The organism is Cellulophaga sp. BC115SP, from assembly GCF_009905545.1.
Classification (GTDB): domain Bacteria; phylum Bacteroidota; class Bacteroidia; order Cytophagales; family Spirosomataceae; genus Flectobacillus; species Flectobacillus rivi.
In genome coordinates, this window is sequence record NZ_JAAALB010000054.1 from 22,364 (window position 1) to 35,497 (window position 13,134).

The window sequence follows — 13,134 nt, forward strand, 5'->3', positions numbered from 1 at the left end:
ATCTTTTTATTTTCATCTTAAACATTTTACTATTATGACGACTAACAATACTTTCGCCCCAAACACAACAGAAGAGGTTTTACCAACAGCAGAAATGACTGTAGAACAGGTGTTATCTACCTCATTGCCTACTCATGTGCCTGTAATTAAGGTCAACTTAAATGAGTATGGTATCGAGCAGTCTATGCACCATAAGGGTAATCCGAATGCTTTGCATAATACTTTGCTTGAAATCAGAAGTGGGCATATCATTGATGAAAATTCTGACGAGGTTCAGCAGGAAAAACATCGGAGAGAGCTTGATGAGAAGATTGCGGTATTAGAAAAGGAAATCGTGACACTGAGTACGGAAGGACAACACCTCAATGCAGTGTCTATTCCTAGTCTTGAGAAGTCTATCGACGAGCTCGAAGAGGAGATTCATGAGTGGAAACTGGAGCGTCATCAGAGCAAGAAGCCTACTGCACGGAATCAGTTTACACTTTGGCGTGCAGCCATTTTTAGTGCAATTGGTTTTGTGTACATAATGGCATTTTATATAAGTGCGGTGTATATGGGTATGACACGAGATATAAACGCAACCTTGCAGGAAATCCAGCAAAAAGGCGAAGGCTTAGGAGGTGTATTCAATGCTATTTTCTCGAAGGATGCTTTTACTACGTTTAATTTCCATTGGTTTGCTCCTATTCCTCTGTTGATGTTTGCAATGGTGATTGAAAAACTTTATACAGAATATCAAGGCAAAAAGAGATGGTTGTTTGTAGGGATTGCTGGTATATCGACGCTGGTTTTAGATGGTATTATTGCTTATAAAATTGAGGCAACCAACCAAAAACTACAGTTTATGATAGGGCAAAATAGTACAGATTTAGCATGGTACGCTAGCCCCGACTTTTGGGCGGTATTGATGATGGGTTTTGTTTCTACGATTGTTTGGGGAATTGTGGTCGCTACTTTGTTGGAAGAACTTAACAAGTCGAATTATGAGCAAGTCGTCAAACTTGAAATCGAAAAACGTAAAGAAAAAATTACAAGTATTCGAGAAAAAATAGATGGCTTGAAAAAGGAGTTTGGTGAGATTATGTCCAAAGTAAACCAATTGAAAATCGATATTGCGCGACTTTCGGAACGTAAGCAGAACATGAAGGTAAGTCTCTCTGAATTGGATAATTATGCTTCAAGGTTTTATGATGGTTGGATAAAGCTGGTAGGAACCCTGCCTAACAAACAGGATTTGCTTGGACTTTGTGAAGAAAGATATCAAGACTTTAGAAGTCGTTATCTTTCAGAATAGTGGTTGGTTCGTAACACTCACATTACTGCATTGTGGGTGTTATGAACATGATGTACTCCTCAATACTATCGATTTTTTCATTTCTTAACTCCCAATTACTATGACGACATTTTTTTACTTCCGCAATATCCTTTTCAGTTTGTTATTGACTTTGTGCGCTACCGTTTGGGCTTCGGCTCAAAAAAAAGAAGCTCATCATTATTTGGTGGTTCTTGATTTGTCGGATCGTCTTTTAGCAAGCGATCAGATCAATCGAGATAAGGCAATTATTGAAGCCATTTTTGGAATTTTTGAGCAACAGGTTCGTAAAAATATGATGATTTATTCTAATGACTCTTTCAAAGTGAGCCTTGTCCCACAAGAAGGAGGCGTTGACGAACATACCTATACGTCGGGCTTGTATATCAATATGCAAAAGCTATCCTTACCAGATAGACGCACTCGATTGGATCAATTTCGTAAAGAGCTTCCTCAGCGCTTGCAACAGCTATACAAGGCAGCTACCACTGGAAAAACCCTATCGCAACATTTTCGAGGTGCTGATATTTGGCGTTATTTCAATGACAACTTGGCTCAGGATACTCGACAAAACTGTCAGAATTACTTATACATCTTGACAGATGGTTATTTTGATTTTGAGTCAAATCGATTTGTAGGTCAGCAAGGCAATCGCCGAACAGATTCTCAAATGATTACACGACTTCGTAAAAGTAGCAACTGGCGTACCCAACTGGCACAATCCAGCGAAGGACTGATTCCTATCAAGAAAAGCTTCCCTCCTATTGTGGTACAAGTATTTGAAATCCAACCGAAAAGTAAAGTACTTGACGAGCAGGATCTTTTGATAGCATTATGGAAAAAATGGTTGAGTGAGACTAAGTTATCTCTTCGACAGATTCAACCTAGGGGAAATATAGATAAAATCACCGAACTACTAGAGTGATATGCTGATAGATAAATCACCTGTAGAGCCAATCAAATTGGCTCTTTTTTTATTTAAAAGCAGCCTACAATAACCCTATAAATATGTATATTTGTAAAGTCTATATTGCTTGATGACAACAAATTAGGAACATTTTTGGTATAATAAATCAATGATAGGATATAAAAATTCAAATATTTTTAGTGCTAATAAAGTGATTATTAAAAACTTAACAAATGGGTCTGTCAGAGCAGTACTTCCAGAAAAACAAGGATTAAGACAAAATTCAGCCTCATTTGGAAACAATTCAGTTCCACAAAGTCAGAGCAGTACTTCCAGAAAAACAAGGATTAAGACCCGATAAAAGTCAGTAAACAGTTTTGTAACTGTTCACCGTCAGAGCAGTACTTCCAGAAAAACAAGGATTAAGACTCTTTTAAGATATGGTACATATCATCAGCGATACGACAAAGTCAGAGCAGTACTTCCAGAAAAACAAGGATTAAGACTGTAATAAATACATTAAAATTGTGCCATTTTTCTTCAATCAGTCAGAGCAGTACTTCCAGAAAAACAAGGATTAAGACACAACTTATTGAAATCTAATCCAATAGTTGTATTACGTCAGAGCAGTACTTCCAGAAAAACAAGGATTAAGACTGCATAACAAAGCGGTCGAACGTCGTACCGAAGCGTGTCAGAGCAGTACTTCCAGAAAAACAAGGATTAAGACTTCAAACCGTCAATCAAGGTTTTTACCTTTTCTTGAATAGGTCAGAGCAGTACTTCCAGAAAAACAAGGATTAAGACGTTCCTGTAATATCGGGATAATTTTGAATCCCGTTGTGTCAGAGCAGTACTTCCAGAAAAACAAGGATTAAGACACGTTTTGGAACGTAAACAAAGTAATAAAACTAACAAGAAGTCAGAGCAGTACTTCCAGAAAAACAAGGATTAAGACTTCTTTATTCTCAGTGAATTTATGCACATATCGAGAATGTCAGAGCAGTACTTCCAGAAAAACAAGGATTAAGACCATTGACTTGATTAGTGAAACATAGTTCTGCACCCGGTCAGAGCAGTACTTCCAGAAAAACAAGGATTAAGACTATTATAATACCATGTATCCGAAATAAACTTTCTGTAAGTCAGAGCAGTACTTCCAGAAAAACAAGGATTAAGACTCGTTTTTTTCGTTGACAGTTTTTTTAATCAGACGTCAGAGCAGTACTTCCAGAAAAACAAGGATTAAGACAATCACGGTAAAAGTAATAAGTTGTGTTATGAGTAATTAGTCAGAATGGTACTTCCACAAAAACAAGGATTAAGACATACAGATGAACGTATCCTCATTCTATTTATTTTAGAAAAGTCAGAATGGTACTTCCACAAAAACAAGGATTAAGACTCAAACATAATATCTATATGGTTACAAACAACCAAAAAGTCAGAATGGTACTTCCACAAAAACAAGGATTAAGACCAGGCTTCCTTTGTTTTTACTTTCAGATAATAAAGTTGTCAGAATGGTACTTCCACAAAAACAAGGATTAAGACGGTAAAGCTAAATTGTCTTCCATACTCATTACTTGGTCAGAATGGTACTTCCACAAAAACAAGGATTAAGACATATTAAAAATTTATATCCTGTGATTCTATTAAGTCAGAATGGTACTTCCACAAAAACAAGGATTAAGACTCTTACAAACATTTAAACTTTTAGCTCCTATTTGACAGTGTCAGAATGGTACTTCCACAAAAACAAGGATTAAGACCAAGTTTAAAAAATCTTTTTCGTGTTCATGGTAATTCACATGTCAGAATGGTACTTCCACAAAAACAAGGATTAAGACTCAATAAAAATTTGGTTTTCGTTAATAGTTTCAAAATCAATGTCAGAATGGTACTTCCACAAAAACAAGGATTAAGACACTGAAATAAATCCTTTATCCTTGCAAAATGTTTGTCAGAATGGTACTTCCACAAAAACAAGGATTAAGACGAATTTCAGGATGTTCTGAGTTATATAATTCTGAATATGTCAGAATGGTACTTCCACAAAAACAAGGATTAAGACTTCCTGTTCTTGAATAGATTTATATAAAGCTGTAAATACGTCAGAATGGTACTTCCACAAAAACAAGGATTAAGACATAAATTTGATGATTTAATTAAAATAGATGATTCATTTAGTCAGAATGGTACTTCCACAAAAACAAGGATTAAGACACATTTGCTACCAACTCACTAATTTCTTCAAAACTGTCGTCAGAATGGTACTTCCACAAAAACAAGGATTAAGACGACATCTTGAGATGCTTTTTTAGAGAAATAGACATTTTGTCAGAATGGTACTTCCACAAAAACAAGGATTAAGACCTGATTTTCAAACCCATTTTTTCGGCATATTCAGTCAGAATGGTACTTCCACAAAAACAAGGATTAAGACTCACCTTGTCGGGTGTCAATAAGGTAAATTGTATTATAATGTCAGAATGGTACTTCCACAAAAACAAGGATTAAGACCTTTCAATGATTGGGCAACACTTTTCAGCTATTTTAATTAAGTCAGAATGGTACTTCCACAAAAACAAGGATTAAGACTGAGAATGCAAGCAAAATACCAGCAATTGCGCATAAAAATGTCAGAATGGTACTTCCACAAAAACAAGGATTAAGACTTGTTAGTGTCAATATCATTATGAAAGTAGGCTTGTGCTAAGGTCAGAATGGTACTTCCACAAAAACAAGGATTAAGACTTGTTAGTGTCAATATCATTATGAAAGTAGGCTTGTGCTAAGGTCAGAATGGTACTTCCACAAAAACAAGGATTAAGACCTTCTTATTACCCACCTTCTCTGGAGTATCGAACTCCAAGTCAGAATGGTACTTCCACAAAAACAAGGATTAAGACACGGTAAAATTTCTGGAAAAAACGTTTTTACTAAATGTAAAGTCAGAATGGTACTTCCACAAAAACAAGGATTAAGACTATAGGAAAACTCAGCACTAATGTTTATTTGATTGAAGTCAGAATGGTACTTCCACAAAAACAAGGATTAAGACTCTAACTGCTTTAGCAACACTAACAAAATTTTTTTCTTTGGTCAGAATGGTACTTCCACAAAAACAAGGATTAAGACATGATTGCCCATGTATAGAAACTGATAATTGATTTGTCAGAATGGTACTTCCACAAAACAAGGATTAAGAATAGGAGGGCAAATGAAGAAATGAAATGATAAGAAATCAATGTATGTTGGATATGAATTTTCCTCTTAGCTCTCAATTACATTTATCCATAAACTGGCAAAACGAAGAATAGGCATCATAGTTATTTGATACTTATTCCTCGTTTGATATTCCTCTGAGGGCTGCTTTTACGATATGACTACTTATGTCTCTCCTATTTCGACCGTGTTGTTTTCTTCTTCACTAAATCCAAACAAGCCAAAATATATGCCGTTTTGTTTTTGACTTTAGGATGTAGTCCATTTTCAAATTCGATGTGGATTGTTACAAACTTGTCTATCAAGGTTGCGTTACTCAAAATGATTTGTTTCGTTTCTTTTTTGATTAGATATTGTTGGTCTATGATTTCCTCAAGTTTTGCATAAACTAGTGATGGATTCAATGTAACTGCGTCACGATATTCTTGCTGCTCTAATTGGCTCAATTCCCATTGAGTCACGATTGTAAACTCTAAATGTGTCACATTGCGCTGTTTGTTGCCCAAATGCTCGTATTCTACCACAATGGGAAATTTCTCGGTCGAGGCTAATTCCTTTCGGGCAGGTTCTAATACATATTTCTTAAAGTCATTGAGGTTGGTATACTTCTTTTCTTCTACCTGAAAAAGACGACGAAGCTCGTCTATGCTGTAAATAAACTTCGTACGGTTTTGCCCTAAATGTAGCTTTACAATCTTATACATAATCGTGGAGTATATCGATCGAAAAGCTAAGATTGTTTTAAAGTCATAACGCGTGTACTGTGTACCCAGCGAGGCTAAATACGGCGATAATTGAGCATTGGAGCGAAATTCTAGGTAACCAGAGTTGTCTTCATTAAAACTGATGCTTGAAAATAGAGGTACATGCTTAAACTCTATATGTGATTTCGACATATCAAAAAATGTCATAACCTTTTGAGCCATTGAGCGTGTAACGGCTAATACCTGTTCTACTTTAACCGTTTCTCTAATTTTTGTAATAGGTATTTTAACTGAAATCCCATGTTTGATATTAATAGAATTATGATCTATTTGATTAATGAAATATTCAAATAGACGTTGTTCCACCCTAGAGAATTGGGTATTGCTTATAACCATTCTATTGGGTAAATAATTATCTCTCCTGTTAGGTGTATAAGGATGTTCGTAATAGTGTTCTTCTTCAAGTTCTGTATGTGCCATTGTATTATTCCAAGATTATTAAAGTTGATGAAATTTCCAAAAAACTCGCCTTAGCTTCCAAAAAACTCGCCTTACGAAGAAGAAAATTTCCAAAAAACTCGCCTTACGCTTCCAAAAAACTCGCCTTACGGCTTGCAATAATTTGATTATCAATTAGTTATGAGCCCCTAAATCAATCAAATAATATATGAGAAATATAAAAATCAAAAGAGTATTACTAAAAATAATAGTATTTAATTAATTTTCCCAGAACTTAAGCTTTTTTCCTTTAAATGCTTTTTTGAAAAATATATAATTCCGAAGTTTCCAAAAAACTCGCCTTAGCTTTTTAACCCACTGATTAGTAGGCTTTTTATGTTCTAGCCTTTTGATGCAAATTTGCTGTTGCGATTTCCAAAAAACTCGCCTTACGATATTTGTGATATTATCTGTACTTTTAAATACAGTGCTAAAGCGAGTTTTTTGGAAGGTTTTAAGGTTTTTTGTTACGAGAATAGTGTTGCTTGGTACTCTAAGGCGAGTTTTTTGGAAAATTAATCATCATTTTTCCAAAAAACTCGCCTTAGAGTATTGAAATCTAATCTCAGATTAGGTTTTTGATTCAATTGTACCATTTTGCAAGGCTTTTAGGCTACATAATTTTCCAAAAAACTCGTTTTATGAAGTAAATTGATTTAGTAATGATGTTGCAAGGCGAGTTTTTTGGAAATACAATGGTATCTCTTCCAAAAAACTCGCCTTGCAACACTTATGAGTTTATTCTATCAAAAAAATCCATAAATATTCCTTTTTTTTGTAGTAAAGTTATGACATTTTATTTTATATTTGTCATAACTTTACTACAAAAAAATATTCAAATGCTTACACAAGAAAATGCGTTAAAGTTTTTGAGACATCGACCAGCCATATCTGTAGCGGCTGTCGAAAAACAAGCTTCTATCCCTTCAGGAACTATTGCACAAGCTTTATCCAAAGGGCGTCAACTCAGCGAAAAGCATTTAGTAGCATTAGATGGCGTTCTTCGTGACTATGGTTATAGAGATGATCTTTATCAAAAAGCCAGAGTTGTTTCGGTAATCAATCATAAAGGTGGTGTAGGAAAAACTACCACGGTTTGTTCGCTTGGTGAAGCATTAGCAAATAAAGGTTTTAAGGTATTGATGGTTGACTTGGACCCTCAAGGTAACCTTAGCCAAATTTTGGGTATCGAACAACCTGAATCTCAGGTAGCCGATGCCTTGATTCATGATGCAGATTTCCCTACCATCGAGCTACAGGAAGGTTTGGACTTGTCGCCAAGTGATATAGATTTAGGGAATGCCGAATATCAGTTAATTCTTGTACCTGGAGGTGATTTACGTTTGAAAAATCGTATGACTCCCCTACTGACTAAATATGACTATATTCTAATTGACTGTCCACCATCCTTGGGTAAACTAACCGTATCGGCGTTGTATGCTTCAGATTCTTGTCTTATTACTATGCAGCCCGAAATGGCGGCCATGAAAGGAGTAAACTCTCTTTTGGAGAAAATCCATGAAATAAAGAAGAATTTGAATCCTATGCTTGAAATTGATGGCTTAGTATTCACGATGGTCAAAAAGAATAGTGTGCACGATGGTATCAAAGAGGCGGTGCGTCATAATTTGCCTTTACGTATATTCAATACAGAAATAAAGCATTTGGTAGATTTTCAGAAAGCACAAGTGGCAGGGAATACCATCTCAAAATTTGCTAATCATTCGGAGGCAGCCCATCTTTATACCGCTTTTTGTGCTGAGTATATTGATTATTTACAGTTTTTAAAATAGTGCGTCATGGCTAAAAAGATAAATATTGGCAGTTTGATTGCCAGCAAGACCAAAGAAACTTTTAGTAATAATCAACTGATTAATAGCGAGTCTGTCAAAAATAATATTCAGATTATTGAAGAGCTTCGAGTGCTTATTCCACCACTCGGTGTAGATGAGTTCTCTCAGCTCGAAAGTAATATTATCAAAAATGGCTGTCGAGATGCTCTCACTGTTTGGGAAACCACTGCGGGAGTAATCGATTCTAACTCAGAAAATCCTTCTGCTCCACAATATGTACTCGTGGATGGTCATAACCGATATGAAATTTGTAAGAAGAATGGTATTTCCTTCAGTGTTCAATTAATGTCTTTTGATTCTTTGCAACAAGTCAAAGAATACATGATTGACCTTCAGTTGGGACGAAGAAACCTTACTCCTGAGCAAGTATCCTATTTTAGAGGACTACGTTTTTTAAATGAGAAAAATGAAATAGGTAGATATGACCGTCAAAACCATGCGGTTCAAAATGAACCTTATGATTCTACGGAAAAAGGCGATACTGCTGAAAGACTCTCAAAAGAATTTAACGTAGGGCGTTCAACGATTAAACGAGATGCGGCGTTTGCCAAAGGGCTAAACAAACTTGACACCGAGCTAAGAAATGAAATTTTGACTGGAAAGAAAAAAGTCTCAAAAGGAACAATTCAGGCATTAGCGAATGAGGTTACTCTTGAAGAACCTATTACAAGTATTGAGCAGCTAGAAAGTACAGTTTCAAAGCCTGTAGCTTTAGCAGAAACGAAAAACGTTTCTCCGTTTGATACTCATTATCAGAAATTACTTAAAACAGCTAATGAGTTTTACCAGAACAAGGATAAGAAGTATTTGTCTGAGCTTCAAGATATTATCAATAGCTTCGAAAGCTTGTTATCTTAAAAAGAAATAATTTGGGGTCATAAGGTTCAATTTGAACCTTATGACCCCAAATTATATTCTTCCTACCATGCGGTTCAAAATGAACCGCATGGTAGGAAGAATAAGTGAAATATCAATTGAGCGAGAGGGATTGAAAAGCTATCTTTGGCTTAATGCTTTTTCATAACGATTTTAAACTTTTCCATCCTAATCGAATTTTTCTTCAATATTTGCTAAAATTTCGCAATCACAATAACCACCATTTTCTGACAACCAATTTAAAACGGCTTGATTATTTTCAATTTTATTCTTCGTTAAAAATTCCCTTGTAAGTTTGTTAGTGTCGTCACATTCGTTCTCTTCAAGTTTAATGTCGAGGTAGTCAAAGAGCTTTTCAAAAAGTACTCTTTCCATCGGTAAACTTTGTTCAAATATTTCTCTCTGTTTTTGTTTAAACTCTTTAATAAGCTCTTTTTTTCGTTGCTTTTCATCCATAATTAGAAGTGTTTGAGGTTGTAATTAGCGTACAAAGTTTCAATTTTATCACTAAAGTTTATTGGAAGTAAGACGCCCTAGGTTTGCACAACCGAAATCCTCTTCAGTCAACAAGTTGTTAAAAACATTATCATCTTGCATAGAATAGTAGCATTGTCGATGATAGTCTTTTATCCCAAACTTGGTGTTATCTAACCATTTACACGTTTTTGAGTATTCATAAATCATGTCATCCCAAAACCAATTCTTCTTTTCGATCAAGATCTTATTGATAGTTTTTCCATCAGATTGTATTTGTATGCTTAAAATCGATTGATCTACACTTTTGGTGAGTAAAACTTGCCCTGTAGATTTCCTATCTCTTGATATTTTTGGGGGATAAACTCTTTCAAATTTGAATTGACTTGCCATTATATGGTTGTAGGAATTAATGAAAACTGATTTGTCCCAACCATAAGTTTCTGATAGTTCCAATACAGCAAAATGAAGTAAGTCCAGAATATACTTGTACTTTCCATGCTTTGATAAACTTAGATATTCTTCTTCATTGAATATTTTATCATATATACAAATTGCTCCAAAATATCTTGGTCCAGCCAAACTAATATTTGGTCCAACATGTAAAGTTATTCTGCTTGTTTTTGGTGGTTTGTAACCATCTAAAGAATTATGATAGAAGTCTGAAATGTAGTTTAACGTCCTTTGAAACTCCAAATCTTCGGGTGTATTTTTTATTAAAGTACCATGGTAGTATATTGTTATGTCATGAAGAGGTCGTCCCATAATAGGTGTTTTTTTGAAGATTATCACTATTGAATAGCGTTTGGGGTTGCTTACTGGGAGTTTTTTATTTTCGTTATTGTTTCTGTGTCAAGTCCAGCAGATTCAACATAAATTTCGTCAAAGTCTGGGGAGTCCGTTATGCCGATGCAGGCGTTGGTATTGTCACTAAACTGCTAACGACGGCAGTAATAATCACCATTTAAGTACATACGTTCAAACACTCTTCTATGCGACGCATAAGTTATTTTTTGACTTCGTTGTAAAATCCGTTTATAAAATACTTTCTTTTCAATAAACTATCCTCGTTGAAAGAAATATAAAATATCGTATGCTTTCTTATCTCATTAGCATCTTGATCGTCCATTGATTTAGGGAAATTATCAATGTTATTAACATAAGCGATACTAGTTACGGGCTTTGCATATCTAACCGTATCTACATACATCATTGCCTTATCCAATAAAAATAATGTATCTCTTTTAGTTTTTACATCATAGTTGCCAATATAGATATAATGTGCATACCCATTTACATGAGTACCCAAAGGTATTTCAGTGTGAAATTTGTACGTTGTACTATTACTAACACCTTCCTTTTGATGATTACAACTTTCAAACGAACAAAGAAGTACCAATAATAATCCTATGTTTTTTGATTTCATACTTTAGTAAATGATTTACATTTTTGGTAGTCATATTACTACTTTGATGTCGGGTCAAATCCATACATAAAGTTGTTTAAGTGTCCATCTGAACTTTCAAGTCCTACAATATCCATCAGTTCTTCAAAGTAACTACATACTCTTTCTCTGTCTTCTGTGTCAAGTTGTAAATAGAGGTTGGCAAATCGTTCAAGTCCGTTTTTTATTGCGTTCTGGTATTCTGTATCGGTTGAATTGTCCTTTTCAGCAAGTTTTTTAAAATCGTCTGCTGCAAGATTAATTTTTTCAGTCAGAATAGGTTTTAAGGTTGGGTCGCCAATTCCTGGATAATAAAGTTTACTGTCTTTCGAAAATTTTTCTTTGCTCTTAAACTCTTCAAATTTTATCATTGCGTTTTCTGGTGTTTTTATTTTTCCTTGCCCACAAGCTGTGAAAAGAAGAAAGGAGAGTCCGATTATTATGTTTATTAGCTGTTTCAAGGGGCGTTTTTTAATGTGTTAATACGAGTTTATATCCCGCAATATAAATAAATTTTATGGTGTATATCTGCCTCCGTAGAGGATATAGGCTAATGTTTGAAGCAGGATTAAATTTTCTTAACCAAAGTCAATAAGTTATAGATTATGGGTATGAATTACCTTAAAATAAAACGGGAGTCTAATCCAAATAGACTCTCGTTTCCATTCATAAAAAAGTATATAATTGGGTAACAGCTTAGATCAAATAGTGCTAATTCCTAACTATTGCTCATGTGTAGGATATTTTTCTAATTCCGTTTCAATGGCTTGTTTCAATTGCGTTTCGGTTGGTAATATCAACTCATATTTGCTAGCAACAATATGCTTTTGATTTTCAGGCAAGCTGAATTTTACTACAGTATCATTTTTATCAGTACACAACAAAATACCAATTGTTGGGTTTTCGTGGGCTAACCGTTCTACTCGGTCATAATAATTGACATACATCTGTAATTGTCCTACGTCTTGATGAGTCAATTTATGGGTTTTGATTTCGATGATTACAAAACATTGCAATAGGCGATTATAAAATACTAAATCCACAAAAAACTCATCATCTTCTAATAAGATACGTTTTTGTCGAGCCACAAATGAGAAACCATTTCCCATTTCTAGCAAAAACTCCTGTAAGTGCGTAATGATAGCTTGTTCCAAATCTTTTTCGTAATAGCTACTTTCTCGTTTGAGTCCCAAAAATTCCAAAACCATAGGGTCTTTGATAATCTCTTTCGCTTCCGAAACCTGTTTTTCACCATTGGCGACTGCCAGTACACTTTCTTTGTCATTACTCATTAAAAGTCTTTCGTACAAAAGGCTATTAATTTGGCGTTCGAGTTGTCGAGAAGTCCAATGATTTTTGATACTTTCTGCGATATAGAAAGCTCTTTTATCGGTATCTTCAATTCTAGAAAGTAAGCGATATTGAGTCCAGTTCAATTGTGAACGCAGTGCGTTCACAATTGGAAAAGCCTTGAAAAACTGAACAAATAAGTATAATTGTCGTCTTCCAAAACCGCTTCCAAATTCTGGCTCTAATTGTATCGCCAAAAAATCGATAAGATGTTTCCCATACTCAGCACGGTCTTTTCCTTGCTGTTCTTCTTCAAAAATGTACTTACCGATATGCCAGTACATGAGTGTACGTTCGTGATCAACTGCTCGAATAGCTCTTTCTTGTGCTTCTTTAATAACAGCTTTAATTTGGCTAACAAGTGTAGTGTTTATTAATTCCATTGAAGATTGTGTGGGTTTAAATATTAGTTAATAATGCGAATATTGGGTTAAAAAAACAGAGATAGTAAAATCATAGGTCAGTAAATTTGTGTTGCCAAACATATA

The 13,134-nt window shown here is 34.8% G+C and carries 10 protein-coding genes and 1 CRISPR repeat array; of the genes, 4 read left to right on the forward strand and 6 right to left on the reverse strand.

Annotation, left to right across the window (positions count from 1 at the left end):
• Positions 1-34 precede the first annotated feature (34 nt).
• On the forward strand, positions 35-1,294 hold the full coding sequence (locus GVN22_RS23840) for a hypothetical protein (RefSeq protein ID WP_166553514.1): 1,260 nt from the start codon (positions 35-37) through the stop codon (positions 1,292-1,294).
• Between the two features lie 100 nt (positions 1,295-1,394).
• Positions 1,395-2,237: a hypothetical protein gene (locus GVN22_RS23845; protein ID WP_166553515.1), complete on the forward strand. Its 843-nt coding sequence runs from the start codon at positions 1,395-1,397 to the stop codon at positions 2,235-2,237.
• 223 nt (positions 2,238-2,460) lie between these two features.
• Positions 2,461-5,432: a CRISPR direct-repeat array (repeat unit 37 nt; unit sequence GTCAGAATGGTACTTCCACAAAAACAAGGATTAAGAC).
• A 191-nt stretch (positions 5,433-5,623) separates the two neighbouring features.
• Here GVN22_RS23845 and GVN22_RS23850 read toward each other — a convergent pair.
• Positions 5,624-6,631, reverse strand: a complete 1,008-nt coding sequence (locus tag GVN22_RS23850; protein WP_166553516.1) for a replication initiation protein — start codon at positions 6,629-6,631, stop codon at positions 5,624-5,626.
• An 857-nt stretch (positions 6,632-7,488) separates the two neighbouring features.
• Between GVN22_RS23850 and GVN22_RS23855 the strand changes: the two genes are divergently transcribed.
• Positions 7,489-8,442 carry a ParA family protein gene (locus GVN22_RS23855; RefSeq protein ID WP_095168039.1) on the forward strand — a complete coding sequence of 318 codons (954 nt, stop codon included), beginning with the start codon at positions 7,489-7,491 and terminating at the stop codon, positions 8,440-8,442.
• Between the two features lie 6 nt (positions 8,443-8,448).
• Entirely contained in the window at positions 8,449-9,360 is a 912-nt protein-coding gene (locus GVN22_RS23860) for a hypothetical protein (protein ID WP_166553517.1), read from the forward strand.
• A 186-nt stretch (positions 9,361-9,546) separates the two neighbouring features.
• Here GVN22_RS23860 and GVN22_RS23865 read toward each other — a convergent pair whose 3' ends face one another.
• From GVN22_RS23865 to GVN22_RS23885, 5 genes are all read right to left on the reverse strand, one after another.
• Complete coding sequence (locus GVN22_RS23865; protein WP_166553518.1) at positions 9,547-9,834, reverse strand: DUF2695 domain-containing protein; 288 nt, start codon at positions 9,832-9,834, stop codon at positions 9,547-9,549.
• A gap of 51 nt (positions 9,835-9,885) precedes the next feature.
• Entirely contained in the window at positions 9,886-10,617 is a 732-nt protein-coding gene (locus tag GVN22_RS23870) for a hypothetical protein (protein WP_166553519.1), read from the reverse strand.
• A 241-nt stretch (positions 10,618-10,858) separates the two neighbouring features.
• Positions 10,859-11,278 carry a hypothetical protein gene (locus GVN22_RS23875; protein ID WP_166553520.1) on the reverse strand — a complete coding sequence of 140 codons (420 nt, stop codon included), beginning with the start codon at positions 11,276-11,278 and terminating at the stop codon, positions 10,859-10,861.
• Positions 11,279-11,316: 38 nt separating this feature from the next.
• Positions 11,317-11,757, reverse strand: a complete 441-nt coding sequence (locus GVN22_RS23880) for a DUF4844 domain-containing protein (RefSeq protein ID WP_240915756.1) — start codon at positions 11,755-11,757, stop codon at positions 11,317-11,319.
• A gap of 261 nt (positions 11,758-12,018) precedes the next feature.
• On the reverse strand, positions 12,019-13,029 hold the full coding sequence (locus tag GVN22_RS23885) for a YhcG family protein (protein ID WP_166553521.1): 1,011 nt from the start codon (positions 13,027-13,029) through the stop codon (positions 12,019-12,021).
• Between the last annotated feature and the right edge of the window lie 105 nt (positions 13,030-13,134).